Below are 26,609 nucleotides of genomic sequence, written 5' to 3'. Positions count from 1 at the left end.
AAAAAGAACTGCACAGAGCAGTTCTTTTTTTATTTAAGCTTTTGTAAAAATGCGAAATGGTTGTCCGATTGGCAGAACAATACGGCCAAAATGTGTATTAAGAACAACAGCTGCAGAACCATAAAATGAAAGCAGGGAAATGATCAATTCTGCAATACCAGCCATGGTATGAGTCACATCGTACATCACACCAAAAGTGCTAAGGGAAAGACCAATGAATAAGAAATCAATAAAGACGAAAATCAAAAATAACACTTTATGTGTTTCCATTGCACCAATCGTCATAAACAAGCTGAAAATCAAATAACCAATAAACGCAAAGCCTAGCTGCTTTGGATCTGCTGCTCCCGCAAGCGTTTTCCCAAAGACGCCGGCTTGAATGAGCCAAGTTGTTCCAACGCCCATCCAGAAAAGACCGAATGCGCCAAAAGCAGTGGCTCCAAAAATATTATGATGCTTTGAATCTTGTATGGACGCGATCAGCTGCGCGATTCCTCCAAGGAAGATAGCCCAAGGTAAAATAAGGGAAGTGCCATCTGTGATTCCTAGTTTTTGTGAGGACGCAACGAGCGTCACCATTGCTAAACCAAACAAACCAAGTGGTGTTGGGTCTGCAATTGATAATCGAATTGCTTGAACATTCTGTTTTTCCATAATGACCTCCTACAATTTGCACTTACAAAAGATACTCGAATTCGATAGAAACGTCAAGCTCTTTTTTAGTAGACACTTGCATCGTCTTCCAAATAAATCTATATTTAATACATATCAAATGTGATAGAAAAAGAGGGATAACATGAATAAAGGCTTATCTGGAAAAACGATTGCCATTTGTGGAACAAGAAAAACAGAAGAAATGCGTAGACTTGTCGAAAAACAAGGAGGACAAGCCGTTATTCGCTCTCTTCAAGGAACCGTATTTTTAGCCAAAGAGGATTTAAAGCCAGGCATTGAGACCTTTGTGAAAAAAGGGGCCGACTGGGTGATCTTGACAACAGGCATTGGTACAGATACATTGATTGAGAGTGCAGAAGAGCTGCAGCTTGGTAAAGAATTTATGAACATTCTATCAAACGCACATATTGCTTCAAGAGGGTACAAAACCTTTGCTGCGCTGAAAAAACGCGGAATTCAGCCAGAGGTCTCTGATGAAGACGGAACGGTTCGTGACTTGATTTCAAAGCTTGAAGACAAGGAGTTTCAAGGCAAACGCGTGATGGTGCAGCTTCATGGTGAAAATGCACCAGCTCTCATTCAGTTTTTACATGACAAGGGGGCAGATGTTTTGCCGCTTTTACCATATCAGCACACACCTCCTGAACCAGAGGCAGCTGAAACGCTGCTGCAAGAAATGAAAGATGGACAAGTTCATGCCGTCTGTTTTACAACCGCTGTCCAGGTCCACGCCTTTTTCAAACTAGCCGCAGAATGGGGCAGAAAAGAAGAATTGCAAGCATTATTCGAGCAGGACGTACTGGCAGTAGCTGTCGGGAAAGTCACGGCTGAAGCTTTAAAAGAAGAAGGAATAGACCGAATTCTTGCCCCGTCACTTGAGAGAATGGGAGCAATGATTATAGAATTATCCCAATATATGAAAAAACAATCAGCACACATATAAAAAAAAAGCCTTTCACCAGATCAGTGAAAGGCTTTTTTGTTAGATTGTCCGTTTTCGATTCGTCCGAATTTTTTTGAGTACAAAGTAGAGAACAATCAGGATGATGGCAATGATCATAATAGGGGTTGTATAAGCATGAGCAACACTTTGAATATGATCCCATTTTGTCCCAAGCTGCATGCCAAGATAGATAAATAAGATAGACCAAGGGATGGCAGCTAATCCTGTCAAGAAAACGAATTTCAAAAAAGGCATCTTGGCAATACCCGCTGGAATCGAGATGGCATGACGGACAACAGGGATAAAGCGCGCGGTAAACACTACACCGGTTCCATACCGGTCAAACCAGCGCTCTGCAGTCGCGATATGATGTTCATGGATGAATAAATACTTTCCATACTTTGTTAAAAAAGGTCTTCCGCCGTACAGACCGATCCAGTATATAAAACACTGGGCGAGTGTACCTCCAATGACGCCGGCAATCACAGCTCCAACAAAACCAATTGTGCCTGTTGACACCATATATCCGCCATAGGCAAGTACAATTTCACTAGGAATGATTTCAATCATCAGCCCTAGTGCTACACCTACATAACCTAGGCTTGTCAGCCAGGTCAAAATTTCATTAAAAAAGGTTCCCATTCATTTCACTCTGCCTTTAAATACGATTTTCTTCAAGCATCCTTATAAGAGCCTATGCTTGTTTTTCTTCTCTCATGAGTATGCTTTGCATATATGCTAGCATGGCTGGCCGCATATCATGACGCATTAATCCAAGTTCTGCCGCTGCCTTAAATGAGCCGAGCTTATCACCAACATCAAATCTCATTCCCTCTAATTGTGTTGCATAAATGGGTGATTCATGTGCAATGATTTTCAGCGCATCTGTCAGCTGGATTTCGTTCCCGGTACCTCTCTCGATTCCTTGTAAAATAGGAAAAATCGATGGTGTTAACAGGTACCTGCCCATGACGGCTAAATCGGAAGGAGCTTCATGAATAGCTGGCTTTTCCACTAAGTCTGTGACTTCAAACACTTGACCGTCTATTCTAGCTGGTTTTATCATACCATACTTGCTGACATCTAGACGATCCACTTGCTGGACGCCAATGACCTCTCTTTGTTTGTCTTCAAAGACTTCCATGAGCTGAGAGAGTGCTGGTCTTTCTGACACCATGACATCATCACCTAAAAGGACCGCAAAAGGATCGTTACCAGTAAAATGACGTGCACATAATACCGCATGTCCAAGACCTAAGGGCTCCTTTTGACGAATATAATGAATATTGGCCATATCCGCAATATGTTTGATTTCAGCCAGCTGTTCTTCTTTCCCTTTTTCAAGCAAATTCTGTTCTAGCTCAATCGAACGGTCAAAGTGATCTTCAATCGATTTTTTGTTTCTTCCTGTGATAATCAGTATATCTTCAATTCCTGATTGAACAGCCTCCTCAACTATGTATTGAATGGCGGGTTTGTCGATAATAGGCAGCATTTCCTTTGGCTGTGCTTTCGTTGCGGGTAAAAAACGTGTGCCTAATCCGGCTGCTGGTATGACGGCTTTTTTGATGTTCATTGAATCATCGCTCCATTTCTGATGGTTTATTTTCTGAAGGAAAAACCCATAGGCGGCTTCCAGTAAAAGTGATCTTCATGCCAAGAAGGGTGCCAATCGCTTTACTAATAATTAATGAGAAACCTGCTAGCTGCATGACATATAAGACAACATAGGTGAGAAGACACGCTGCTCCGTTGACTGTGGCCCACTTGATCCATTCCCACCTGTCAGCTTTCTTTTTTACTTGGAACGTCCATTTTCGATTCCAAACATAACTGTTCAGCATCCCTGCAGTATAGGACAGGCACTGGGCAAGAAAAGGGGGAACAAAGAAGGCGGTTAAAAAAAAGAAGAACAGAAAGTCAATCATTGTATTGCTTGCACCTACAATGAAAAATGCGGCATAGGTCCGAATATTACTCTTTGTCATGTGAAGAATCATCACCTCCTAGAGTTTGAGTGGGTGTATGAATACTATACAAAAGCGAGTTGACGAATCAGTGAAGAAAAGATGAAAAAAACATGAACAAGCGATATCCGTTTTTTCACCAGCTCGTGATATAATTTGTAAGATGAAACGAACGGGTGGTGCACAAACATGTATTTAACAATCGCAGAAACAGCTGAATACTTGGAAGTATCAGAATCGTATATTGAAAAATTAATCCAGCAAAAAAAGATCCGTTACGTATTTGACGGGGAATCTTATCTCATTTATCAAGGGCAGTTTCAAACGCATTTAAAGCAGCTCGAACAATATAAAGAGCTCGTCCAAGAGATCTTAAATGAACCGATTCCGGAAGACCCCGATGTAAAGGATGAAGATTAGGATATCTTTTCAATTGATTCAACACGGATGAATAGCCGCGGGTTTAGAGTGAAATCTCTATTTCCTTTATGCTTTCTCGAATGAAAGAAGCAGAAAAAATGCATTAGCAGTAAAAGGAAGTGAAAACAATGGGGACAACTACTTTATGTGAAGCCTGTCAAAAAAACGAAATGAACGTTGTAGAAGCGTCTGATGAACCGAAACAGCCTTTCCAATTATGCCATCAATGCCACGAAAGACTACTCACCTATTCATTACGTCCTATTGAATGGTATAACCTAGCTGTTCTCCATTCTCCTAAACAATTTTTACTCCCGCGATGATTTTTATGGAGAGGACGGACAGGCTTTCCAATTAGAGGAAGATGTTGTCATCATCAAAAGTGAAAAAGCACCAACATTACAAGCCGTTAGGCATGATTTGGTGTCTTTATTAGCCTTTTCAATCACTAGATGGTTTCTTGAGGATGATGTCATCGATGCGCTAAAGCAGCACGACCAGCAAAAAATCTTGGATTCTGTTCAAAGTAGGTTTTATGAAACGAAGCATGCCGCTGTGAAATCACGAATGTTAGAAATCACGGCTGATGTTCTAGATACATTTGCCGCTGAATGGGTAAGGGAACTTTTGGATCAGGCGGACGAAGAATTACTTTATCCGCTTTCATGGGCAGCAGCCAGCTGTTTGCCAGAAGATGAGGGATTACACCATATATTGAAAAAAATGAAATCGATCAGTGAAAAAGAATTGCCGTTAGAGGCTTTTATTTGCCTGCACCGTTTCCGTTCTCACAAAATATTGGATTGGATGGAGTCAAATTGCACCCATTTTCACGATCAGTGGGGAAGGCTGGCAGCCGTCAGCTGCCCAACCTGGGAGAGAATGAAATCTTGGCTAAACAAAGGAAGACCTTTCAGCTTCATTGCACTAGATACAATGGCTAACTGTGCAAAAGGGAATGGACCGCCTCTTGTGGAAAAATTTCTACCTAAAATTCTTAGAACTGATAAAAATGAAGTAGAAAAGATTTTACATGATGTTCATCAAAAAGATCCGGTTCCACGAATGAAAATGAAAGTGTCCAACATCTTGGAGAACAAGCAAGACATATTTGAATAAGCCTTTTTATTGGCTGACTCCGGTTTGAACAATCTTCATGTGGCATTTAACTTGTACATCTGCATCAGGATAAATGCTTCTCCACTTTTCTGGTGTTACTGCTTTGTCTTTTGATCTATACCTCAGGCCCAACCCAAGAGGATCTATGTTTTGCTTTTTAAAGGATTGAACAAGGTCTTGTCCTTGCTGAGCGACACGTTTTTCTACTTCTTTTTCAACATGGTCCAATATAGATGGTTTATCAATTTTTTTGGACTTCATGAATTCTTTTAATTCACCTTTCAGTTTGATATCAATCATGATCTGAGGCTTCTTTGTTAGGTTTTCCGTTGGTTTGATTCGGTAAGACACATGGGATTTGATATTTTCAATGACGACATGGGTCTTTGCATGATCAGCCAATTGAAATTCGTAGATGCCATTTTTATGATTTTCAATCATCGCTTTAAATGTGAACGTGTCTTTTCCGGGGATATGACCGATCATTTTTTCATGATCAAACAGAGCGACTCCTGTGATCTTAATGCCATTGCCTTTTTTCTTAATGTAAGGGAGGTATGCATCGACCCCTTTTGCCAGCATCTGATTCATAAAAATATGCTGATTGGTGACAGGTTCATTGCCATTTCGCATATTTTGGGCCAACATGTCAGAGAGATATACACCTATATTTAAGTTCGTTTGATTCATTTTTGTGTATAATAACTCTTCAACTTCTCCGCCTACAATCGCAAACACTTGGCGTGAACCAATGATAGGATCACGATAAATATAATTCATTAAATCGATCATGCCGACTTCTTTTGCTAACTTTTCACTGACTAAAATAACGAGCACCTGGCCCATGACTACTGGAAAAGGTGATTCTTCTGACACGAGAAATTGAATATTACTAATGGTGTTTGACTTTGCGCTTAATATTTGATAACTTCCTTGCTCTTGACTTTTAAAGACAGGGAAGACAAAGAAGCCCTTCATTTCTCCATCTTCCAATAAATCAAATCCTGCCGCCTGAGAGATATTTAATTCATCTAAAAGGCGGGGCTCTGCACAGCTGGTTAACAAAAGACTACACAACATGAGGCCCGTAAGTATATAACGTTTCATGCTCGTTTTTTCCTCCTCCTTTTTTTCAGCATCAGTCCAATGACCATACAGATAATCAATCCATAGATCAGAATGAATCCGCTAAATTCCACCCATTGATTAAAGGTTTCAAAAGAAGTTGCACTGGCAAAAAACGAAAACATGATCAGAATGAGGATGCTGAGCCCGATGAACGTGACGCGCTGGCTCGTATGAAGCATTTTTTTTGCCATTCGGCTCGCTGCCCATAATGGAATCGTGATATTAGGAATGATCAGAAGCAGCCAAAGAGACACTTCAATAAATTCAAAGCGCTGGATAAACGGAAGCTTCACAATGCTCGTTAACGTTAGCGTCGGCCATTTTGTTAATTTGAGCTGAGCACTTGAGTAATACGCTATAGAGACGAGAAAAGTGAGCAAGTTTAAGCATGTCGTAAATAATACCCCCATGTGAGCAAATTTTTGAGATGTCTGAGCTTGTTTAATAAAGGGATAATAGACAAGCAGCGTGCCAAAACCAAACATGGATAAGGATGCATCTTTGACTCCCACAAGATTTGCGAAAATGTATGATCAAACATTGGGAACATGAAACGAAGGTGACTATATTTCATGGCATAAAAACAGATAAACGTCATCCAATACGTCAGTACAACACTAAAAAATGCCCATCCAGCAATGGTTCTAAAGCCGCCAGTATGTATGTAATACACAAGCAGCAGCAGTACAGACGCAAACAAAAGACCAGGAATTTCTTTAAACAGCCATACATGGATCACATCCATGTAATGGATAAGAACGGTCAGCGACAAAGAAGCAAAATATAAGATATAAAGAATGTTGAATAATTGCCCAATCCATTTGCCAAATACATATTGCGTGATTTCACCAAATTCATCCGAAGGGGCCTTTTTAAACATCAAGTACATGAGAAAGATCATCACATTGACGCTCATGCCAGAAATCAAAATAGCGATCCATCCATCATTATTGATAGAACGAACAAGGTTTGTTTGAAAGTTTAAAATGCTGACACCGACTTGATTGGCATTGATGAGAAAAAACACAAAATAAGGGGATACTTGAAATTTCTCTTTGACAGAAGAAGAGCTCATGCCTTCACTTCCTTATTCATAAAAATCATTTTTCCCCTTGCGGCCTTGCTTCGGCTTAGAGCGATGGATGGTTTCATTTTGCGGACGTAAATTTTCCGGCCTTTTGTTCAAAAAACGGAGCTGAGGACGAATCAAACTGCCCTTTAAATCAGCAAGGCGCATTGGAAAAATAGGCTCTAAATACGGCCGGCCAATTGAAGTTAATTTCATTAAATGGGTGAGCAGAAAAGATCCCATCACAGCAATACCTAATGCGCCCCAAACCTGTGCTGCAACTAAAAAAGGAAATCTCAGCAGCCGAATGGTACTGCCCATTTTGTATATAGGCGTGACAAATGAGGCGAGAGCAGATAGGGCAACAATAATGAGTAAAATATTGCTCGTTAAGCCTGCTGCTACAGCAGCCTGTCCAATGACAATCCCTCCAACAATCCCGAGCGTCTGACCGACTTTAGCTGGGAGCCTTGAACCTGCTTCTCTTAGTAATTCAATCGAAATCTCTAAAAATAGTGCCTCAATGATCGGAGGAAATGGCACAAGATAGCGCGAGGAGACAATGGTTTCTAATAAATCCTTTGGGATCAGTTCATAATGAAAGGTTAAAACGGCGACATATAAAGGTGTCGCAAAAATGGAAAATATCACAGCAAATATGCGTAACAGCCTAAAGCAAGAAGCCGCAATCCATGACATATTGTAGTCTTCCATCGTGGAAAAATACTCAAGTAAAATAGTTGGGGCAAGCAAGACATGAGGCGAACCATCAACTAATATGGCAATTTTCCCTTCTGATAAGCCTGAAGACACGCGGTCGGGTCTTTCTGTATTCAAAAACAACGGAAAGATCGTATTGGATACATCATAAAGCATTTGAGCGAGGTAATTCGCATCTAAAATCTGATCATAATCAACGTCCTCAATTCGTTGAAGAACCGTTTCGATGTTTTCCGGGTTGGCGATTTCTTCAATATATAACACGGCAACTTTTGTTTGAGAGAGCGTACCAACCGTCTTTTCCTCAACTTTCAGGTTAGGCGTCGGCAGCCGCCGTCTGACCAAATTTAAATTGGTATCTAAAACCTCCACAAATGCTTCCTGTGCACTGATAATCCCAAATTCAATTTCAGGCGGACCTATTTGTCTGCCTTTCTTTTCTTCAATCGAAAAGAGAAGCGTTTTACCCCAGTCTGTCTCAAGTCTAATCGCAATGCTGCCCCGGTGAAGGGCTTCTTGCACTTTTTGAAGATCGCTCGTGATGACAGCCTGCTCAATGGGAATTCGTTCTTTCAGCTCTTCAAGAGTGGGTGACAGGTGCAGTTGTTTGAGGGAGGGGAGAATTTGTTCATGTAGAAGATGTCCATTAATCAATGAACGAAAAAAGGAAATCCTATACAGAAAATCTCCATTTCGAGACAGCTCATTTGTAAAATCAGCAGAACGTGACAATGCTTCAAATACTGAATTCGGGTCCTTTTGTTGTTTGTTTTTCTTCAGCATTTGGACCAGCTCCTTCGGCGATTTGCCTCTATTATCTAACCGATTGTCTAAAGATATGCATGAAAAAAGCGTTCAGCTTGATGGGCTGGACGCTTTTTTTTCATATAGAACGGCTTCTAATAATAAATCAGCTAGATGGACGGCACGCATGCTCGGTGAGTGTCCTGAGCGTTTGATGCCTGCTGCCATTTGCAGCTGACAGCCTGGATTAGACGTAACGATGGCAGCGGCCTTTGTTTGAGTGGCTTCTGTCATTTTATGATCTAAAATTTGCATCGACATCTTTGGCTGCAAGATGTTGTAAATGCCAGCTGAGCCGCAGCACCGGCCCGAATCCTTCATTTCTTTAAATGATACACCTTGAATGGCCTTCATCAGCACCCTTGGTGCATGCTGTACACCCATTCCGTTCCGCAAATGACAAGAATCCTGATAGGTGATGACCTGCTCTGGCAAAGCAAGCGGCATGCGGCGGTGAAATTCCAGCTCCACTAAAATGTCTGATATATCCGTGATTTTCTTTGAGAAGGCTTCACTTCGCTTTTCAAAATCCGGATCATCGCAAAGCAAATGATCGTAATCACTTAAAAAAGCGCCACAACCGCCCGCATTCATGACTATGGCATCCGCATCTATCCCTTCAAACGCTTCAATATTCCGCTTTGCTAACTGTTTCGCTTGTTCTTTTTCACCGCTATGGCCATGGAGCGCTCCGCAGCACGTCTGAATAGGAGGGACGATGACGTCACAGCCTGCCAGCTGCAAAAGCTGGATGGTCGCTTCGTTTGTGCTGGAAAAAACGGTGTCCATTAAACAGCCAGTAAAAAAGGCGACCCGTTTTCTCGCTGGGCCGGCGGCTTTGTATTCCGTCAAACGGCTTTTTCGTTGACGCGGCACCTTTGGAAGCGCCTGTTCCATCAGACGTAAATGCGGTGGAAGCACCTTCAGCATGCCAGTTTTGCGGGCAGCCGTTTGCAGACCAGATGTTTGATAAAAACGAAGAAGTCCTGCTGCTTTCCGCATTCGGCTTTGTGAAGGAAAGAGACCTTTAAACACTACCCGTCTTACAAGTTTGACAGGAATGGATTGTTTTTTGTGCTGCTGAATGATGTCTCTTGCATCTTCAAGTAACCGTCCATATTTAACTCCGGAAGGGCAGACCGGTTCACATGCACGGCAGCCAAGACAAAGATTCAGTGAATGCTCCACATCTTCATCTGGCTCAATGACGCCGTCTCTCACCGCCTTCATTAAAGCAATTCGGCCGCGGGGAGAGTGTGTTTCTTGTTGACCAGATTCAATATAAGTCGGGCAGGAAGGAAGGCAGAATCCGCAGCGCATGCAATTGAGCAGCTCTTTTTCGTCCATTTGCTGCTGAAATGCTTGCTGAATCTCTGTTTGTTTAGAACTCATGAGACCACCACCCGCTTTCTTGCGGCTTTTCCAAACACTTTATCAGGGTTCATGATATTTTCCGGGTCAAGCGCTTGTTTGATCGCTTTCATTGCCGCAATGCCTTCTTTTTTAACCTTTAGTTCTAAGTAAGGGGATTTCATAAGACCCACGCCATGTTCACCCGTAATGGTGCCGCCAAGTGAGACTGCTTTTTCAAAAATGGCCTGAAAGGCTTCTTCCACCCGTTTCATTTCTTCTTCATTTCTTGCATCTGCTGCACAAGTAGGATGCAAATTGCCATCACCTGCATGACCAAATGTACAGATTTTCACTTTGTACTGCTTCGCAATGTCTTCGATCGCCCGCACCATGCTGGCAATTTCAGACCGGGGAACTGTGGCATCTTCTAAAATGGTCGTCGGGCTTAAGCGGGCGAGGGCAGATAAAGCGGATCGTCTCGCTGTTAAAAGTGCATTTGCCTCTTCTTCAGAATGTGCGATATTCACATCTTTTGCACCATGCTGCTGACACACTTTTGCGATGCGCTGCATATCACGGGCAACCGCTTCAGGATGGCCGTCTTGTTCGATTAACAGCACCGCTTGAACGTCAGTCGGCAAACCGATTTTTGCAAAGTCTTCAACGACTTCCAGCGTCGGCTGATCCATAAATTCTAATGTGGCGGGGATGATACGCTCTGCAATAATCGCCGACACTGAAGCGGCGGCTTCCTCTAAACTTTCATATAAGCAAAGCATCGTTTGTTTTGTTTCTGGAAGCGGCAAAAGCTTCAGCGTGGCTTCAGTGACAATCCCGAGCGTTCCTTCTGAACCTACGAACAAACGGGTCATATCATACCCGGCCACGTCCTTTGCAAGCTTGCCGCCTGTTTTGATGATGTCACCGTTTGGCAGAACGACTTCAAGTCCAAGGACATAATCTCTCGTCACTCCATACTTTAACCCCCGGAGACCACCTGAATTTTCATTAATATTTCCGCCTAATGTAGAGATTTTCATAGAGCTTGGATCAGGTGGATAGAAGAGGCCTTTCGCCTCTACTTGGCGAATAAGTTCCTGTGTGATCAATCCAGGCTGCACCGTTGCTGTCAGGTTTTCTTCATCTATTTCTATTAATTGGTTCATTCTTGTAAACAGCAGCACAAGTCCGCCTTGAGTGGGACATGTGCCTGCACAAAGGTTCGTTCCTGATCCTCTTGGCACGATTGGTATGTTATATGAAGCGCAGAGCCGGACAATTTGCTGGATTTCCTCAGCCGTATGCGGGCTTACGATGACATCTGGCATATGCTGAAAATTTGGTGTTGCATCATAAGAATAGGCAAGCCGATCGGCTTTACTGTCCTGCATGTAAGACGCGCCAACAATCTTTTTTAATTGATTTAAAAATTCAGAGTGTAACATACGCATTCAACTCCTATTGATGAGACGTATCGTTTCTTTCAGTATAAAAAAAGAATCGCCTCATGCCTATGGACGATTCTACAAAATATCGGGCTGTTTGCTTCGTTTTTTTGGATCATCATCTAATAGCATGAAGGCTAAATAAAAGAGCATGGCATCTTGCATGCGCTTTGGATCAAGTGTCGTTAAATCTTGGATTCGTTTTAGCCTGTAATGCAGTGTATTGATATGGACATGCATCGCTTCTGCGGTATATTTCAATGAACAATCTGATGTCATGAGTACCCGCAATGTTTTCACTAATTCAGGATAGGGGAGAAGAGGGGCGATCGTTCGATCAAGAAACACTTCTTTTGTTTCCTGACTTACTTCCTCCATAAAAAGTTCGAGCGTTAAATCTTCATCAAATACAATCGGCGTATCAGCATGTGCCAATTTTAATGCTCGAAAGGCTTGTTGAAACGATTGCTTCATCAAATGAGCAGCTGCTGGTTTTCCTGCTCCAATCAAAACCCCGGGCGAGCTCCGCGCCGTAAGGGAGGCATGGATGTGAAACAGGCGCTGCTGCAGGGCTTTACGATCATCTGCTGTTGTTTGCAGCATGAGTAAAAAGCGGCCATGCCCCCAGCGGACGATGATCTCCTGGCTGTTGAGATACAGCGTTTCCTTCAATTCTTTATATTGATTCTGCTTCATAAACGATTCATCCTGACAATCGATCAGAACAACTGCGCGCTCCTTGTTGATATCAAGCTGAAGCCGCGACGCTTTTTGAGTGAGATCAATCGCTGTCTCTGGCAGATGAAGCCAGTCGAATACAAACGCTTCGAGCTGACGTTCATCCGTTTCAGTTTCTTGAAAAAATTCATGTTCATGAATAAGCAGCTCGGTCATTTTTCTTAATATTTCGCCAAAAGGAGACACATGTACAGGATCTCCTGTCATTCCAATGACCCCGATGACCTCTTGCTTAAAATAAATAGGCAGATTGATGCCAGCTTTGACGCCTTTCATGTGCTGCTGGTCATCCTTTGTGAGAATTCGTTTCTGTCCTTCAACAGATGTCAGATACGCTCCTTCATGAAATTGTCCAACGCGCGCTGGATCTGTTGCTGCAATGATGGTGCCGTTTGTTTGTGCGATGATGATTTCCTCAGTCAGCACCTTTTTAACCTCATCTACGATTTTTTCTGCCAGTGTCATTGTGAGCAAAACGTACCCCTCCGAGATGTTTTTTTTGACACTATCATACCATCATATGCAGGGACATATCTTTCTTTTCATGAGTTATGCTAAAATAATAAACACACATGCAGGAGAAGAAAGGAGACATAGCCATGTCACTGCAAAATCGCTTACAAGACTTACTGAAAGAAGGACAGGCGCTGACCGACTTTGAATATGATGAAGCGGCGCGCCGTAATTGGACATTAGAAGGGGCGAGAATAAAAGAAGAAGCTCGTTTTGGCGATGTATATATAGAGCGTGTAGACAAGGAATCAGAGAACATGATTCAAACAGAAAACGCCTCATTTCTAAACACACCGCTTACATATGTGAAAAAACATCAAAAAGAATTCATTTATATCGAATCAAAGTGGTTTGATGTCGTGAAAGTGGATGGCTTGGCCATTGAATGGGATGAAGTGTTTCAAACGTATACCGTCCTATTCGGTTTAAAACGTCCTAAAAAAGACACGAATATTCTAAAGGACATACTATCGCCATTAAATGGTGCTCAGCTTCAATTTAATGGACAAGATGGCTTATTTGATGTGAATTTGCAGCTTCTTGAGCTTGAGGATATCCACGAAGATACGGCTTTCATTGACGTCATCTCGGCCGTGTATCGATTTTTATTCCGTATGATCATACAGCTTGAAATCAATGAATCAAAAAACGGCTCAAATTCCTGAGCCGTTTTTTTGTCCATCTATTCATTTGATGAAGGTGTGACAAACCGTACATCATGCTCTTTTCCATATTGAAGATAATCTTCATTTGGCTCCTGGTTGGTCACGACGATATTAATCTCGTGCAAATCACAAAACGTGGTCAAGGCGTAATGATCGAATTTGCTATCATCCACTAATAAAAAGGTTTTGGCACTTTTTTGAACAAGCGTCTTTTTAATATCGGTTTCAAGCGGAGACGAATTCGTGACGCCGTGATCAATGGATAAACCAGTTGATGCGATAAAGGCTTTATTGACATTGTAAGCTTTTAAGCGCTCAACACTTTGATAACCAACGAAAGAATTCGTTTTTCTTTCAAGCATCCCGCCAGTGGAAAAGATGGTAAGATTTTCATAAGGCATCGCCTGTGTAATGAAATCCACATTATTGGTCACAATGGTCACCTGTTTCTCCGTCAAATAGGGGAGCATCTCAAGCGTTGTGGTACCAGAATCAATAAAAATCATATCCCCGTTTTCCACAAAAGTGGCAGCCGTCTGACCGATCAATTGCTTTTTACTGAGCTGACGGATCTTTCGCTCCTGATACACCACTAACGTTGAGTGGTTCACAGCCACTCCGCCATACACTTTTTTGAGTACGCCGGACTCGACCAATGCCTGTACATCTCGGCGTATCGTGTTTTTTGAGACACCAAAATACGCCACAAGCTCATCAAGTGAGGCAGATTCACGGTCAAACACATACTCTTTGATTTGCTGAATCCGTTTTGTTTTTATCATACTTCATATCTCCAATCAATCCGAATGTCCTTTTTCCATTATACCAATAAATTCTCTTACATGGATTAGGTCAATTGATTCTCTTTTCTCCTTTGATATAAAAGCGTATGATAGAAAAAAGAACGAAACCAGAAAGGACTTTCACTTCTATGAATCAATCAAACAACCCATTTTCAAAGCTTGCGAATTTTAGAGAAGTAGGGGGACTTCAAACAACAGATGGGATGGTGATCAAACAGGGAATGATTTATCGATCCGCAGACTTATCCCGTTTGTCGAAACAAGACATCGAGATATTCTCAGCACTCGGAATTCAAACCGTTTGTGACCTCCGTACAGCCTCAGAACGTAAATCACATCCGCCAAAGATCAAGGAACACGACAAAATCGTGCATATTCCGATGCAGCCTGACAGTAAGATGCCAAGTAAATGGACCATGTTTCGTATGCTGGTAACAGAAGGGAAGTCTCTCTCATTTACACCGATCATGAAAGAGTTATATCAAAGCATGCTGACAGAGCGTAAAGAAGAGATTCGGCAGCTGTTCACACTGCTTTCAGATCAAAGCCATTACCCGCTGATGCTTCACTGCACGAGTGGCAAGGACCGAACAGGTTTTTTATCTGCCCTGATTCAGTTGGTGGCAGGTGTACCGCAGGCTGTCGTTTTAAGTGAATACATGCGTTCCAATGAAGGCGTGCAAATGCTCGTCAGAAGGCAGGAACGATTTGTCCGATTGATGAGTTTATACCGGGTGTCAAAAGAACAAATTCAGCCGCTTGTCGGTGTGCAGCAAGATTATCTTGAAGATGTGCTGCACGAAATGCTGGAGACATACGGGAGTGCAGAGCGGTATTTAATTGAAGCCTGCAAAGTCCCTGAAGCTCAGCTCAATGAAATGAAAAACATTCTGCTTACACCATCTGCTGGCATTCCATCACAAAAAGCGGAATAAACTTAAGATGAGGTGATGCAAAACATGCTGAAAAAGATCAGTATGACAGTTTTAACACTGATGTTGATGTTTGTATTTTTATTGATTCCTTCTAGCAGTCTAGCAGCTCGTGCAGTGCCAAAAGGGAAGCTTGAGAGCACAAGAGAGATGCGCGCGGTATGGATTGCATCTGTTTATAACTTAGATTGGCCCTCAAAGAAGGGGCTGCCCGTAGCAGAGCAGAAGCAAGAGTTTATTCGTTTGTTAGACGAAATCAAAGCGATGAATATGAATGCCGTCATTATGCAAATTAAACCAACAGCAGATGCCTTTTATCCTTCAGCATACGGGCCGTGGTCAGAATATTTGACTGGAACACAAGGGAAAGATCCGGGGTACGATCCGCTTGAGTTTATGATCGAAGAAGCTCATAAACGCGGCCTTGAATTTCACGCTTGGTTTAACCCTTACCGAATCACAATGAATCATACTGATCTCAGCCGTTTGTCAGCCGATCACCCTGCAAGACAACATCCTGATTGGACGATTGCGTATGGTAATCAGCTTTATTACAATCCTGGTATTCCTGAAACTCAGGACTTCATTATCGGCGGTATAGAAGAAGTTGTGAAAAACTACGATATTGATGCAGTGCATATGGATGATTATTTTTATCCATATAAAATAGCCGGTGTACCATTTCCAGATCAAGTAACGTATGAAACATATGGAAAAAAAGCATTTACTCATATAGAAGATTGGCGAAGAGATAATGTGAATCAGCTGGTGAAGCAAATCAATGACACCATTAAGAAAGAAAAACCGTATGTGAAATTTGGTATTAGTCCATTCGGGGTATGGCGCAACATAAAAGATGACCCGACTGGTTCAAACACCACTGCAGGAATGACCAACTACGATGATTTGTATGCTGATACAAGAGAGTGGATTCAGCAGCACGATATTGATTATGTTACTCCGCAAATTTACTGGAGCATCGGCTTTCAAGCTGCCGCTTATGATGTGCTGACGAAATGGTGGTCAAATGAGGTAAAAGGGGAGCCGGTTCACCTGTACATTGGGCAGGCGGCATATAAAATTAATCAAAACAGTGACCCTGCTTGGTCTGACCCGGAAGAATATTTTAGGCAGATTGAGCTGAACAGGCAGTCACAGCTTGTGCAGGGAAGCATGCATTTCAGCCTGAAGGATCTCAATCGCAACCCTTTGAATGTAAAGGATCGATTGATAGAAGAGTCATACAGCAAACCAGCTCTCATTCCAGAAATGCCTTGGCTTCATCAGAAAGCACCTAAAAAACCAATCATTCAATCTGTGAAAAAGACATCGGATGGTGCGGCTTTACAAATCAAAAATGATCCGCATTCTACCGTATCCTATTATGCGGTCTATCGATTAACAAATAAAGGAACATATGAATTGCTGCAAACGGTTAGAAAAGAAAAAGGTGCCATAACAACGATTAAAGACCTCCCAGTCAATCAAAAGAAAATGGATACTTACAAGATTACGGCTCTTAATCGTCTTCATCACGAAAGCAAGCCTTCTACAAAAATAGTGAAATAACAGAAAAAGCATGAGTGAGATTTTCTTCGTTCATGCTTTTTTTCTATTATTCTTGTTTTAATTTTCTGAATTCAATCAAGCTTGGCATGAAGCAGCTGCTTGATTAATAAATATGATAGAAAAGAGCTAAAGGGGGAAGCAAGATGGATTTTGAATTAACGAAAGAACAACAAATGATCCGCCAGATGGTCAAAGATTTCGCCAAAGCAGAAATTGCACCACTCGCTCAAACCATTGATAAACAGGCCGTATTCCCAGCCAATACGTTTCAAAAAATGGGGGAGCTCGGCTTTATGGGCATCCCCTTTCCAGAGAAATACGGCGGCTCAGGAGGAGATACGATATCATATGCACTCGCTGTAGAAGAAATCGGAAAACAGTGTGCCAGTACAGGTCTTAGCTATGCCGCAGCCGTCTCCTTAGGCGCAAGCCCGCTTTATTACTTCGGTACAGAGGAACAAAAGATGGACCACCTTGTCCCGCTGGCTTCTGGAACAGCACTTGGTTCCTTCGGATTAACAGAACCAAATGCAGGGTCAGATGCAAAAGGGACGAAGACAAAAGCAGTCAAAGACGGACAAGAGTATATCATTAGCGGGGAAAAGTGCTGGATCACAAACGCCAATTTTGCCAGAACCATTATCGTCACTGCTGTCTCGGATCAAGATGAAAACGGCCGCCCGATCATCTCCGCCTTCATTGTGGAGAAAGGGCAAAAAGGGCTGACCATTACAAATCCATATGACAAAATGGGTGTGCGCGGTTCAGATACAGCAGAAATCATTTTAGACGGTGTACGTGTACCAGCCCAGAATATTTTAGGAGACCCAGCGAAAGGCTTTAAGCAATTTTTATATACATTAGACGGGGGGCGCATTTCAATTGCTGCGTTATCAGTTGGCATCGCACAAGCTGCACTAGATGCTTCGCTCTCGCATGCAAAAGAAAGAAAGCAATTTGGGCAGACCCTTTCTTCCTTCCAAGCGATTCAGTTTAAGCTGGCAGATATGGCGATGCAAATAGAGCTTGCCAGACAAATGGTGTGGAAAGCCGCTTGGCTGAAAGATCACGGCAAGCCGTTTACAAAAGAAGCTGCCTATGCCAAACTCTTCGCTTCTGAAATGGCGACAAAAGCAAGTCTTGATGCTGTTCAAATTCACGGGGGAACAGGCTACATGAAAGAATGTGGTGTAGAACGGCTTGTGAGAGATGCCAAGCTAATGGAAATTGGAGAAGGGACCTCTGAAATTCAGCGTCTAGTCATCGCAAGACAACTGTTAGCGTAATCCGATAATGAAAACGCTTACCATCAATGGAGGAGGAAAGCCATGATGTCGATTCATCCACAGACAATCGGCTCGTTATTAAAAGAGAAAAGGGAGCAGCATCCAGGACATGAAGCCATTGTGTATCCAGAACGTTCTTTACGATATTCATATGAAGCGTTTTATCGAGAAGTCAAGGAAACCGGGAAAGGTCTTATGGCATTAGGGGTTCAAAAAGGGGATCATATCGCCATCATGGCGCCCAATGTACCCGAATGGCTCATGCTGCAATTCGCCTGCGCGTCGATTGGAGCCGTTCTTGTCACCGTGAATACAAACTTTCAATCACAAGAACTCGCTTATTTACTCAAGCACTCTGATAGTAGCATGCTGTTTATCGTAGACGGGTTTAAAGAGACATCCTATGTCAAAATGCTTGAAGAACTCATACCGGAGCTTCAAAACGCTCATCAAGGAGAGATCACATCCTCATCTTTTCCTTATTTAAAAAGTGTCGTCTATATAGGTGAGCACACGCCAAAGGCCATGCGCAGCTGGAACAGTATTCAAGCAGCTGCCAAAAGAACAGAGGATCATGAGTGGGAGAAACGAATGGATGAGCTTGCACCGGATGACGTCATTAATATGCAATATACCTCAGGCACAACCGGCTATCCAAAAGGAGTCATGCTCAGCCATACAAACATTGTCTGCAATGCCAGCCAAATCGCAGATTGTATGAAGCTCACCCAAAAGGACCGAATGTGTATCCCTGTTCCTTTCTTTCATTGCTTTGGATCCGTCCTTGGCGTGCTTGCATGTCTCACAAAAGGAGGAACGATCATTCCAATTGAATCCTTCCACCCAGAGCGAGTTCTTCAAACCGTAGAAAAAGAGAAGTGCACCGTCCTTCACGGCGTCCCGACAATGTTCATTGCAGAGCTCGACCATCCGAATTTTCACCAATACGATCTGTCCACATTACGAACGGGCATTATGGCAGGATCTCTTTGCCCATCCCATGTGATGAAAGCCGTCATTGAACAAATGGGACTGAAGGAGCTCACGATTGCTTACGGCCAGACCGAAAGCTCTCCTGTCATTACCCAAACAAGAACGGATGATTCATTTGAAAGGCGGGTTCAAACGGTCGGCCGGGCGCTTCCTCACATTGAAGTGAAAATCACCGTTCCAGGCACGCCGGAGGAAGTACCAAGAGGAGAACAAGGAGAGCTGTGTACAAGAGGCTATCATGTGATGAAAGGCTACTATAAAAATGAAGAAGCCACAAATGAAGTGATTGATCAGGACGGCTGGCTTCATACGGGTGATTTAGCAGAGATGGATGAGGACGGCTATGTGAAAATCACAGGACGGCTGAAAGATATGATCATTAGAGGCGGGGAGAATGTTTATCCAAAAGAGATTGAGGATGTTCTTTATACTCATCCGGATATTCTTGATGCACAGGTCGTTGGTATACCTGACGAGACGTATGGAGAAGAAGCCGCCGCATTCATTCGGCTTAAACAAGGTAGGACGGTGACAATTGAGACACTCACCAGCTATTGTCAGTCGCAAATGGCTCGCTACAAAATTCCTAAATATTTTTTCATCACTGACGAGTATCCAATGACCGCATCAGGGAAGATTCAAAAATTTCGTCTGAAAAAGCAGGCGCTTGATCTAATAAAGGAGTGAAGGCAGTGATGTTTCAACAAGTACTGATTGCAAATCGAGGCGAAATTGCTAGGCGAATTATTCGAACGTGTAAAAGGCTCGGAATCCACACCGTCGCCGTTTATTCAGAAGCAGATCAGCATGCACTTCATGTGCAAGAAGCAGACAGCGCCTATCTGATTGGAGGCGCGAAAGTATCTGAAAGCTATTTAAACATGGAAGCCATCATTCGTGTAGCCAAACAGACAAATACAGATGCCATCCACCCAGGATATGGCCTCTTATCAGAAAATGCAGCCTTTGCAGAACGCTGCCGCAGCGAAGGAATCGCCTTTATTGGCCCATCCGCACAAGTCATTCAGCGAATGGGGAATAAAATTGAAGCAAGAAAAACGATGGCTCAAGCAGGTATCCCCATTGTACCAGGCGTTTCAGCTCCGCTGCATGATGCAGAAGAAGGGGTCAGTCAAGCGCAGTCACTCGGTTATCCGATTATGCTCAAGGCATCAAGCGGGGGCGGTGGAATTGGCATGCAGCTCGTGCAAAATGACGAGGAGCTGTACAGGGCTTTTGAAGGGAATCAAAAAAGAGCACAAAGCTTTTTCAACGATGGGACGCTGTATATGGAAAAGGTCATTGAAAACGCTCGGCACATTGAAATTCAGGTCCTTTTTGATTCCTTCGGCCATGGGGTTCACTTATTTGAGCGCGACTGTTCACTCCAGCGAAGACATCAAAAAATCATTGAAGAAGCACCAGCCGTCTGTCTCGATGAATCGGTGAGACATCAGATGGGGGAGATGGCCGTCAAAGCAGCCAAAGCGATTGGGTATGAAAATGCAGGAACGATTGAATGTTTAGTCGATCAGCATCAACAATTTTATTTCCTAGAAATGAACACAAGATTACAAGTAGAGCACCCTGTCACAGAAGAAATTACAGGCATTGACCTTGTCGAGGAGCAGCTGAAAATCGCTGCATGTGAGCCGCTTTCCTTTAATCAGGAGGATATTCATCAAATCGGCCATGCCATCGAGGTTAGAATTTATGCGGAAGATCCCGTCACCTTTTATCCATCACCAGGAACGATCACTCGGCTTTCCACACCTGAAGCTCCGTATATCCGTCATGAGTCAAGCGTGACAAATGGAAGCAGCATTACCCCTTTTTACGATCCAATGATTGCGAAAATGATCGTTTACGGTGATACACGAAAACTTGCAATAGAACGATTAAAAGGGGCATTACAAGCATATGAAATAGAAGGGATCAAAACCAACTTACCGCTTTTAAGGGAAATGGCCGGATCTTCTGCTTTCTTACAAGGCAGCATCACCACCGATTTTCTCATGAAAAAAAGGGAGGAAAACCGTTCATGAAAACTGTCACAATTCAAATGGCCGGAAACTTGTGGAAGCTTCTTGTGAAACAAGGCGATGAAGTGCAAAAAGGACAGGAGGTTGCCATCTTAGAATCAATGAAAATGGAGATTCCGATCGTTGCTGAAGAGGGCGGGATCATCAGTAAAGTGTATAAGGCAGAGGGAGAGTTTGTCGATGAAGGAGAGGTTCTTTTAGAACTATCAGAATAGGAGGGAGCCAGATGGCATTACCAAAGAGTGTGCTTATCAGGGAGGTCGGCCCGCGGGACGGACTGCAAAATGAATCAGTCTGGCTTGACACAGGCGAGAAGCGAACGTGGATTGATCTGCTCGCAGCAGCCCAGCTCCCTTATATTGAAGTCACATCATTTGTTCATCCTAAATGGGTTCCAGCCTTAAAAGATGCCAAAGAACTCACCCAATCCTTTAACAAAAAAGACGGCATCACCTATGCAGCACTCATTCCCAATGAAAAAGGCTTAGCTCATTTTTTTGAAGCCAATCTTGACACAGGCGCTATGTTCATCTCTTCGAGTGAAACACATAACAAGAAAAATATGAATCAATCCATCCACGAAACACTTCCTGTTATCAAACAAATGACAGCTGATTTAAAAGCAGCAGGAAAAAACACACGCGCGTATATTTCCACCGTGTTTGGCTGCCCATATGAAAAACAAGTGCCAATGGATCAAGTCCTCCGGCTAACGGATATTTTGCTTTCTTATGGCATTGATGAAATATCTCTCGGTGACACCATCGGTGAAGCCCATCCGCTTCAAGTAGAAAGGCGCTTAGACATTTTACTCGAACGTTTTCCTGCTGATAAAATCGCTCTTCATTTTCATGATACGAAGGGGATGGCTCTTGCGAATATTTATACGGCATTAAAAGCTGGGATCACCATATTTGACTCCTCCAGCGGCGGGCTTGGCGGATGTCCCTATGCACCTGGTTCCAGCGGAAATGTGGCGACAGAAGATGTGGTGCATATGCTTCAAAAACTAGGAATTGAGACAAATATTCACCTTCCTGCATTAATTAAAGCGGCAGAATGGATTGAAGCAAAAGTAGATCGAACCCTGCCTAGTCACTGTTTACGTGCTTTTCACTCTCAGACTACTTCATAAAGGATGAATAACATGACATCATTGATCCATTTTTCGATACAAGATGAACAGATCGGCATCATGACCTTAAACAGGCCAGAACAAGCGAATTCCCTATCTGCTCCAATGCTGGAGGAGATCAATCAAATCATTCAAGAAATCAAACATGATGAAAGCATTCGCTGTCTTCTCATTACAGGAGCCGGTTCAAAAGTCTTTTGTGCTGGAGCAGATTTAAAAGAAAGACGATTGATGACAGAAGCAGAAGCAAAAGGCGCTGTTCTTTCGATTCAGCAAACTTTTATCGAGATTGAATCTATTCCTGTACCTGTCATTGCAGTGATAAATGGACACGCACTGGGCGGAGGACTTGAGCTCGCGCTCGCTTGTGATCTCCGCATTTCACGAGCCGGAGCAAGACTCGGCCTGCCAGAAACAGGACTAGCTATCATACCAGGAGCCGGAGGGACGCAGCGCCTTCCGCGCCTCATTGGACTCGGTAAAGCAAAAGAACTTATTTTCACAGGCGCATCATTACAAGCAGAAGAAGCCATTCAAATTGGGCTGATTGAGCATATCTCTGTAGCAGATTCCCTCATGAACGATGCCATCTCTCTTGCAAAACAAATCATCAAAAATGGCCCGCTTGCCTTAAAAGAAGCGAAACAAGCGATTCAATCAAGCCTTGATCACGATTTGCATACAGGTTTGACAAAGGAATACGAAGCCTATCTACGGCTCATTGAGACAGAAGATCGAACGGAAGGTCTTCAAGCCTTCCAAGAAAAACGAACGCCTCAATACAGAGGCAGGTAGCAAGAAAGGGGAATGGGTATGATCGAAGAATATGAACTAAAAAAACAGCAGATTCTGAAAGGCGGGGCCGACCGATACCATCAAAAAAACAAAGAAAAAGGAAAATTGTTTGTCCGTGACCGCCTCCAGTTGTTATTAGATGAGGATTCTTTCATTGAGGATGCCATGTTTGCCGAGTGTCAAAATGAACATTTACCAGCAGATGGTGTTGTCACAGGGACAGGACGGATGAATGGGCAGACTGTTTGCGTCATGGCAAATGATTCTACCGTCAAAGCAGGATCATGGGGCGTCAAAACGGTAGAAAAAATCATTAGAATCCAGGAAACAGCCGAAAAGCTCAACTGCCCAATGCTGTATTTAGTTGACTCTGCGGGTGCTAGAATCACCGATCAAATCGCCATGTTTCCAGGCAGAAGGGGTGCAGGCCGCATTTTTTATAACCAGGTGAAGCTGTCTGGACGTATTCCGCAAATTTGTTTACTATTTGGTCCTTCGGCAGCCGGAGGTGCTTACATTCCTGCTTTTTGTGACATCGTCGTCATGGTCGAAGGGAATGCCTCAATGTACTTAGGCTCACCGCGAATGGCCGAAATGGTGATTGGAGAGAAAGTATCCCTTGAAGAAATGGGCGGAGCAAAAATGCATTGCAGCATTTCTGGATGCGGCGATATTTTAGCAAAAACAGAGGAAGAAGCCATTCAAATCGCCCGCACTTATTTAACTTACATGCCTGCCAACTATACAGAAAAACCAAAACGGGCAGCCGCAATCGCACCTAAACCATCAGAGATCACCATCCAAGACCTCATTCCTAAAGGGCAGAATACCCCTTTTGATATGTATCAGCTCATTGATTTACTCATTGATGAAGGATCATTTTTTGAAATCAAAAAGCTATTTGCCGCAGAGCTGATCACAGGATTTGGCCGTATGAATGGTCAGCCTGTTGGTCTTATTGCCAACCAGCCTAGGGTAAAAGGCGGCGTATTATTCCATGACTCGGCCGACAAAGCCGCCAAGTTTATTCAGCTATGTGACGCCTTTCATATTCCGCTCCTTTTTCTTGCGGATATACCGGGGTTTATGATCGGAACAAAAGTGGAACAAGCAGGTATTATTAGGCATGGGGCGAAAATGATCTCCGCCATGTCAGAGGCAACCGTTCCGAAAATATCCGTCATTGTTCGTAAAGCATATGGTGCAGGTTTATATGCAATGGCAGGACCAGCCTTTGAACCGGATTGCTGCCTCGCACTTCCATCAGCACAAATTGCTGTCATGGGGCCAGAAGCCGCTGTAAATGCTGTCTATGCGAATAAAATTGCCGAACTGCCTGCTGAGGAAAGAGCAGCATTTATTCAAGAGAAACGCAAGGAATACCAGGAAGATATGAATATATATGAGCTTGCCTCTGAAATGATTGTCGATGGTGTCATCCCATTTGACCATTTGCGAGATGAGCTTTGTCATAGATTACAAGCCTATACCTCTAAAGAGATGACATTTACAAGACGAAAACACCCGGTTTATCCGGTCTAAAGGGGGCGGCCTCATGATGAACCTAAAACCAGCGTGGATACCCGAAGAACAGATGATGAAACAAACACGCCTTTACAAATGGATGCATTCACTTGGTTTTTCTACTTATGATGCGTTCTATCAAGCTAGTATCGAGCGGACCGATTGGTTTTGGAGAGAAGCCGAAAAGGCGGTCGGCATCGTGTGGAAGGAGCCCTATGAAGCCGCATTAGGCCAAGATTCATTCATGTGGCCCAATTGGTATAAAGGCGGCCGGCTCAACGTGGTCGAAACGGCTGTTGACAAATGGGCAGAGAATGAAGAAACTCAGCATCAACCAGCTGTGATGTGGAGAAATGAAGCGGGAGAAGAGAGAAGATGGACGTTCCTCGAACTTCAAGAAAAGGTCAATCGTCTCGCTGCTGGTTTTTTGAAGAAGGGAATACAAAAAGGGGATGTAGCGGTCATTTATATGCCGATGCTTCCGGAAACGGCTGCTGTCATGCTTGCCTTTGCAAAGATTGGTGTCATCTTTAGCCCGGTTTTTTCTGGCTATGGAAGCGAGCCTCTTGCCGTACGTATTCGTGCATCAGGTGCAACCATTGTCGTCACAGGCTCAAGCGTGACGCGCCGGGGAAAGACGATCAACATGCGTAAATGTGCGGCAGAAGCGATCGACAAAACCAAGACTGTCCAAACAGTCATTGTACATGCTTCCTCTTCTACTGGATATAAAGAGGATATTCAGCTAAACGATTTGTTAAAAGAGGAACCACTGAGTAAAACAACTTATCTTTCAAATGAAGATCCACTTATGATCTTATACACGTCTGGAACAACCGGTACACCAAAAGGGGCTGTTCATACACACGCAGGCTTTCCTGTAAAAGCGGCTTTTGATGCCGGTCTTTGTATGGACGTTGCAAAAGGAGATCGTTTGTTTTGGCTCACAGACATGGGATGGATGATGGGGCCCTTTCTCGTCTTTGGCGGCTTGATCAATGGAGCTGCAATTGTTTTATATGACGGCGCCCCCGATTATCCAGATGAACACCACCTTTGGTCATTCATCCACGACCAAAAAGTCACCCATTTTGGACTTTCACCTACTTTTGTTCGTTCTGCGATGCAGCAAAACCTTTCAGACATTGAGCTGCCGCATGTGAAAGCCATCATATCTACAGGTGAACCGTGGAATGAAGCACCATGGCAATGGCTTTTTGACACCATTGGTCAAAAGCACATTCCAATCTTAAATTACTCAGGGGGAACAGAGGTTTCTGGCGGTATTGTAGGAAGTACGCTGCTTCGTCCAATCAAACCGATCCTTTTTAATGCGGCCATCTTAGGAATGGCGGCAGATGTGTATAATGAGGCAGGAGAGAGCGTTCTGAATGAGGTAGGGGAGCTTGTTGTGAAAAAGCCGTGGGTCGGCATGACATGTGGGTTTTGGAAAGATCCGAAGCGATATGAAGACACCTATTTTAAACGATTTGATGGGGTGTGGACGCACGGTGATTGGGTGATGCAATCAGAGGATGGCGCATTCCATATCACGGGCAGATCGGATGATGTCATTAATACAGCAGGTAAACGCATTGGTCCAGCTGAAATTGAATCCATTCTTGTCGGGCATCCAGCCGTACATGAGGCTGCTGTGATTGGAGTAAAGGATGAGGTGAAGGGAGAAGCACTAGTTTGTTTCATTGTGGCCAGTTCACAGACTTTTGAAGAAGCAGCACTCATTCAAGAGCTCAAAATACATGTAGGTTCATATGCGGGAAAAGCGCTCACACCAAAGGAAATTCATCTTATTTCAGCTTTACCGAAAACAAGAAACGGAAAAATCGTCCGGCGTTTATTAAAAGGAGCTTATGAACAGCAGCCTTCACCAGATCTTTCTTCTCTAGATAATCCTGATGTGTATAACAGCATTTGCGAATACTTGAAAAGAAAACAAAGTCCATAAAAAAA

At 43.3% G+C, this 26,609-nt stretch carries 25 protein-coding genes and 1 pseudogene; 15 read left to right on the top strand and 11 right to left on the bottom strand.

The features are described 5' to 3' along the window. Positions 1-33: 33 nt before the first annotated feature. Positions 34-654, bottom strand: a complete 621-nt coding sequence (locus MHI08_RS09310; RefSeq protein WP_024425703.1) for a GPR1/FUN34/YaaH family transporter — start codon at positions 652-654, stop codon at positions 34-36. A 142-nt stretch (positions 655-796) separates the two neighbouring features. On the opposite strand from MHI08_RS09310, the gene MHI08_RS09305 reads away from it, so the two are divergent. After that, entirely contained in the window at positions 797-1,618 is an 822-nt protein-coding gene (locus MHI08_RS09305) for a uroporphyrinogen-III synthase (protein WP_342499566.1), read from the top strand. A gap of 39 nt (positions 1,619-1,657) precedes the next feature. On the opposite strand, the gene MHI08_RS09300 is transcribed toward MHI08_RS09305, so the two are convergent. From MHI08_RS09300 to MHI08_RS09290, 3 genes are read right to left on the bottom strand one after another with little or no spacing between them, the layout of a single operon-like run. Beyond that, entirely contained in the window at positions 1,658-2,260 is a 603-nt protein-coding gene (locus tag MHI08_RS09300; RefSeq protein ID WP_048239940.1) for a DedA family protein, read from the bottom strand. A gap of 52 nt (positions 2,261-2,312) precedes the next feature. Continuing rightward, the gene (gene galU, locus MHI08_RS09295; protein ID WP_076839822.1) at positions 2,313-3,194 is read right to left on the bottom strand and encodes a UTP--glucose-1-phosphate uridylyltransferase GalU; all 882 of its coding nucleotides are present in this window, start codon (positions 3,192-3,194) and stop codon (positions 2,313-2,315) included. A 4-nt stretch (positions 3,195-3,198) separates the two neighbouring features. After that, positions 3,199-3,618 carry a GtrA family protein gene (locus MHI08_RS09290; RefSeq protein WP_083703978.1) on the bottom strand — a complete coding sequence of 140 codons (420 nt, stop codon included), beginning with the start codon at positions 3,616-3,618 and terminating at the stop codon, positions 3,199-3,201. Positions 3,619-3,774: 156 nt separating this feature from the next. Between MHI08_RS09290 and MHI08_RS09285 the strand changes: the two genes are divergently transcribed. The 3 genes from MHI08_RS09285 (at position 3,775) to MHI08_RS09275 (ending at position 5,124) form a co-directional block, all read left to right on the top strand. Beyond that, entirely contained in the window at positions 3,775-4,005 is a 231-nt protein-coding gene (locus MHI08_RS09285; protein WP_076839819.1) for an excisionase family DNA-binding protein, read from the top strand. 128 nt (positions 4,006-4,133) lie between these two features. After that, positions 4,134-4,328, top strand: coding sequence for a hypothetical protein (locus MHI08_RS09280; protein WP_239500405.1), 195 nt, complete (start codon positions 4,134-4,136; stop codon positions 4,326-4,328). Positions 4,329-4,428: 100 nt separating this feature from the next. Beyond that, positions 4,429-5,124, top strand: a complete 696-nt coding sequence (locus tag MHI08_RS09275; RefSeq protein WP_342499565.1) for a hypothetical protein — start codon at positions 4,429-4,431, stop codon at positions 5,122-5,124. A 6-nt stretch (positions 5,125-5,130) separates the two neighbouring features. Here the strand turns inward: MHI08_RS09275 and MHI08_RS09270 are convergent, their stop codons facing one another. From MHI08_RS09270 to MHI08_RS09245, 6 genes and pseudogenes are all read right to left on the bottom strand, one after another. Next, a complete protein-coding gene (locus tag MHI08_RS09270; RefSeq protein ID WP_328699747.1) occupies positions 5,131-6,231 on the bottom strand; it encodes a Ger(x)C family spore germination protein in 1,101 nt (366 codons plus the stop codon). After that, positions 6,228-7,327 (bottom strand): annotated as a pseudogene (locus MHI08_RS09265) (GerAB/ArcD/ProY family transporter). The gene MHI08_RS09270 and the pseudogene MHI08_RS09265 overlap by 4 nt, the downstream one beginning before the upstream one ends. Positions 7,328-7,339: 12 nt before the next feature. After that, positions 7,340-8,824, bottom strand: a complete 1,485-nt coding sequence (locus MHI08_RS09260; RefSeq protein WP_056766905.1) for a spore germination protein — start codon at positions 8,822-8,824, stop codon at positions 7,340-7,342. 72 nt (positions 8,825-8,896) lie between these two features. Beyond that, complete coding sequence (locus MHI08_RS09255) at positions 8,897-10,237, bottom strand: (Fe-S)-binding protein (RefSeq protein WP_342500180.1); 1,341 nt, start codon at positions 10,235-10,237, stop codon at positions 8,897-8,899. Beyond that, complete coding sequence (glcD, locus tag MHI08_RS09250; protein ID WP_056766909.1) at positions 10,234-11,643, bottom strand: glycolate oxidase subunit GlcD; 1,410 nt, start codon at positions 11,641-11,643, stop codon at positions 10,234-10,236. The genes MHI08_RS09255 and glcD overlap by 4 nt, the downstream gene beginning before the upstream one ends. 78 nt (positions 11,644-11,721) lie before the next feature. Then, entirely contained in the window at positions 11,722-12,855 is a 1,134-nt protein-coding gene (locus tag MHI08_RS09245; protein ID WP_342500179.1) for a sugar diacid recognition domain-containing protein, read from the bottom strand. A 125-nt stretch (positions 12,856-12,980) separates the two neighbouring features. On the opposite strand from MHI08_RS09245, the gene MHI08_RS09240 reads away from it, so the two are divergent. Continuing rightward, the gene (locus MHI08_RS09240; RefSeq protein WP_277721930.1) at positions 12,981-13,559 is read left to right on the top strand and encodes a branched-chain amino acid aminotransferase; all 579 of its coding nucleotides are present in this window, start codon (positions 12,981-12,983) and stop codon (positions 13,557-13,559) included. A gap of 17 nt (positions 13,560-13,576) precedes the next feature. Here MHI08_RS09240 and MHI08_RS09235 read toward each other — a convergent pair whose 3' ends face one another. Next, a complete protein-coding gene (locus MHI08_RS09235) occupies positions 13,577-14,341 on the bottom strand; it encodes a DeoR/GlpR family DNA-binding transcription regulator (protein WP_339241538.1) in 765 nt (254 codons plus the stop codon). 149 nt (positions 14,342-14,490) lie between these two features. Between MHI08_RS09235 and MHI08_RS09230 the strand changes: the two genes are divergently transcribed. From MHI08_RS09230 to MHI08_RS09185, 10 genes are all read left to right on the top strand, one after another. After that, positions 14,491-15,297 carry a tyrosine-protein phosphatase gene (locus tag MHI08_RS09230; RefSeq protein WP_025093168.1) on the top strand — a complete coding sequence of 269 codons (807 nt, stop codon included), beginning with the start codon at positions 14,491-14,493 and terminating at the stop codon, positions 15,295-15,297. Between the two features lie 24 nt (positions 15,298-15,321). Continuing rightward, positions 15,322-16,863 (top strand): family 10 glycosylhydrolase, encoded by a 1,542-nt coding sequence (locus MHI08_RS09225; RefSeq protein ID WP_339241536.1) that lies wholly within the window; start codon positions 15,322-15,324, stop codon positions 16,861-16,863. Positions 16,864-17,006: 143 nt separating this feature from the next. Beyond that, positions 17,007-18,149, top strand: a complete 1,143-nt coding sequence (locus MHI08_RS09220; protein WP_339241533.1) for an acyl-CoA dehydrogenase family protein — start codon at positions 17,007-17,009, stop codon at positions 18,147-18,149. Positions 18,150-18,191: 42 nt separating this feature from the next. Beyond that, positions 18,192-19,829 carry an AMP-binding protein gene (locus MHI08_RS09215; protein ID WP_339241530.1) on the top strand — a complete coding sequence of 546 codons (1,638 nt, stop codon included), beginning with the start codon at positions 18,192-18,194 and terminating at the stop codon, positions 19,827-19,829. Between the two features lie 8 nt (positions 19,830-19,837). Beyond that, on the top strand, positions 19,838-21,187 hold the full coding sequence (locus MHI08_RS09210; RefSeq protein WP_342500178.1) for an acetyl-CoA carboxylase biotin carboxylase subunit: 1,350 nt from the start codon (positions 19,838-19,840) through the stop codon (positions 21,185-21,187). Next, positions 21,184-21,399 carry an acetyl-CoA carboxylase biotin carboxyl carrier protein subunit gene (locus tag MHI08_RS09205; protein ID WP_024425681.1) on the top strand — a complete coding sequence of 72 codons (216 nt, stop codon included), beginning with the start codon at positions 21,184-21,186 and terminating at the stop codon, positions 21,397-21,399. The genes MHI08_RS09210 and MHI08_RS09205 overlap by 4 nt, the downstream gene beginning before the upstream one ends. Positions 21,400-21,410: 11 nt before the next feature. After that, the gene (locus MHI08_RS09200) at positions 21,411-22,319 is read left to right on the top strand and encodes a hydroxymethylglutaryl-CoA lyase (RefSeq protein ID WP_111927472.1); all 909 of its coding nucleotides are present in this window, start codon (positions 21,411-21,413) and stop codon (positions 22,317-22,319) included. A gap of 12 nt (positions 22,320-22,331) precedes the next feature. Next, positions 22,332-23,114: an enoyl-CoA hydratase gene (locus MHI08_RS09195; protein WP_277721933.1), complete on the top strand. Its 783-nt coding sequence runs from the start codon at positions 22,332-22,334 to the stop codon at positions 23,112-23,114. 18 nt (positions 23,115-23,132) lie between these two features. Further along, on the top strand, positions 23,133-24,656 hold the full coding sequence (locus tag MHI08_RS09190) for an acyl-CoA carboxylase subunit beta (RefSeq protein ID WP_082580737.1): 1,524 nt from the start codon (positions 23,133-23,135) through the stop codon (positions 24,654-24,656). A 13-nt stretch (positions 24,657-24,669) separates the two neighbouring features. Continuing rightward, positions 24,670-26,604 carry an AMP-binding protein gene (locus tag MHI08_RS09185; RefSeq protein ID WP_342500177.1) on the top strand — a complete coding sequence of 645 codons (1,935 nt, stop codon included), beginning with the start codon at positions 24,670-24,672 and terminating at the stop codon, positions 26,602-26,604. Positions 26,605-26,609: the final 5 nt, after the last annotated feature.

Origin of the sequence: Bacillus sp. FSL M7-0791 (assembly GCF_038627085.1) — a bacterium.
GTDB classification, from domain to species: Bacteria; Bacillota; Bacilli; order Bacillales; family Bacillaceae; genus Bacillus; species Bacillus safensis.
Note: the sequence above shows the minus strand (reverse complement) of the source record. Positions and strands in the feature narration are given on the sequence as shown.

What these genes read in the sequence shown, in the direction of transcription:
- MHI08_RS09310 (WP_024425703.1), bottom strand. Translation starts at nt 654, where the DNA reads ATGGAAAAACAGAATGTTCAAGCAATTCGATTATCAATTGCAGACCCA.
- MHI08_RS09305 (WP_342499566.1), top strand. Translation starts at nt 797, where the DNA reads ATGAATAAAGGCTTATCTGGAAAAACGATTGCCATTTGTGGAACAAGA.
- MHI08_RS09300 (WP_048239940.1), bottom strand. Translation starts at nt 2,260, where the DNA reads ATGGGAACCTTTTTTAATGAAATTTTGACCTGGCTGACAAGCCTAGGT.
- galU (WP_076839822.1), bottom strand. Translation starts at nt 3,194, where the DNA reads ATGAACATCAAAAAAGCCGTCATACCAGCAGCCGGATTAGGCACACGT.
- MHI08_RS09290 (WP_083703978.1), bottom strand. Translation starts at nt 3,618, where the DNA reads ATGATTCTTCACATGACAAAGAGTAATATTCGGACCTATGCCGCATTT.
- MHI08_RS09285 (WP_076839819.1), top strand. Translation starts at nt 3,775, where the DNA reads ATGTATTTAACAATCGCAGAAACAGCTGAATACTTGGAAGTATCAGAA.
- MHI08_RS09280 (WP_239500405.1), top strand. Translation starts at nt 4,134, where the DNA reads ATGGGGACAACTACTTTATGTGAAGCCTGTCAAAAAAACGAAATGAAC.
- MHI08_RS09270 (WP_328699747.1), bottom strand. Translation starts at nt 6,231, where the DNA reads ATGAAACGTTATATACTTACGGGCCTCATGTTGTGTAGTCTTTTGTTA.
- MHI08_RS09260 (WP_056766905.1), bottom strand. Translation starts at nt 8,824, where the DNA reads ATGCTGAAGAAAAACAAACAACAAAAGGACCCGAATTCAGTATTTGAA.
- MHI08_RS09255 (WP_342500180.1), bottom strand. Translation starts at nt 10,237, where the DNA reads ATGAGTTCTAAACAAACAGAGATTCAGCAAGCATTTCAGCAGCAAATG.
- glcD (WP_056766909.1), bottom strand. Translation starts at nt 11,643, where the DNA reads ATGTTACACTCTGAATTTTTAAATCAATTAAAAAAGATTGTTGGCGCG.
- MHI08_RS09240 (WP_277721930.1), top strand. Translation starts at nt 12,981, where the DNA reads ATGTCACTGCAAAATCGCTTACAAGACTTACTGAAAGAAGGACAGGCG.
- MHI08_RS09235 (WP_339241538.1), bottom strand. Translation starts at nt 14,341, where the DNA reads ATGATAAAAACAAAACGGATTCAGCAAATCAAAGAGTATGTGTTTGAC.
- MHI08_RS09230 (WP_025093168.1), top strand. Translation starts at nt 14,491, where the DNA reads ATGAATCAATCAAACAACCCATTTTCAAAGCTTGCGAATTTTAGAGAA.
- MHI08_RS09225 (WP_339241536.1), top strand. Translation starts at nt 15,322, where the DNA reads ATGCTGAAAAAGATCAGTATGACAGTTTTAACACTGATGTTGATGTTT.
- MHI08_RS09220 (WP_339241533.1), top strand. Translation starts at nt 17,007, where the DNA reads ATGGATTTTGAATTAACGAAAGAACAACAAATGATCCGCCAGATGGTC.
- MHI08_RS09215 (WP_339241530.1), top strand. Translation starts at nt 18,192, where the DNA reads ATGATGTCGATTCATCCACAGACAATCGGCTCGTTATTAAAAGAGAAA.
- MHI08_RS09210 (WP_342500178.1), top strand. Translation starts at nt 19,838, where the DNA reads ATGTTTCAACAAGTACTGATTGCAAATCGAGGCGAAATTGCTAGGCGA.
- MHI08_RS09205 (WP_024425681.1), top strand. Translation starts at nt 21,184, where the DNA reads ATGAAAACTGTCACAATTCAAATGGCCGGAAACTTGTGGAAGCTTCTT.
- MHI08_RS09200 (WP_111927472.1), top strand. Translation starts at nt 21,411, where the DNA reads ATGGCATTACCAAAGAGTGTGCTTATCAGGGAGGTCGGCCCGCGGGAC.
- MHI08_RS09195 (WP_277721933.1), top strand. Translation starts at nt 22,332, where the DNA reads ATGACATCATTGATCCATTTTTCGATACAAGATGAACAGATCGGCATC.
- MHI08_RS09190 (WP_082580737.1), top strand. Translation starts at nt 23,133, where the DNA reads ATGATCGAAGAATATGAACTAAAAAAACAGCAGATTCTGAAAGGCGGG.
- MHI08_RS09185 (WP_342500177.1), top strand. Translation starts at nt 24,670, where the DNA reads ATGATGAACCTAAAACCAGCGTGGATACCCGAAGAACAGATGATGAAA.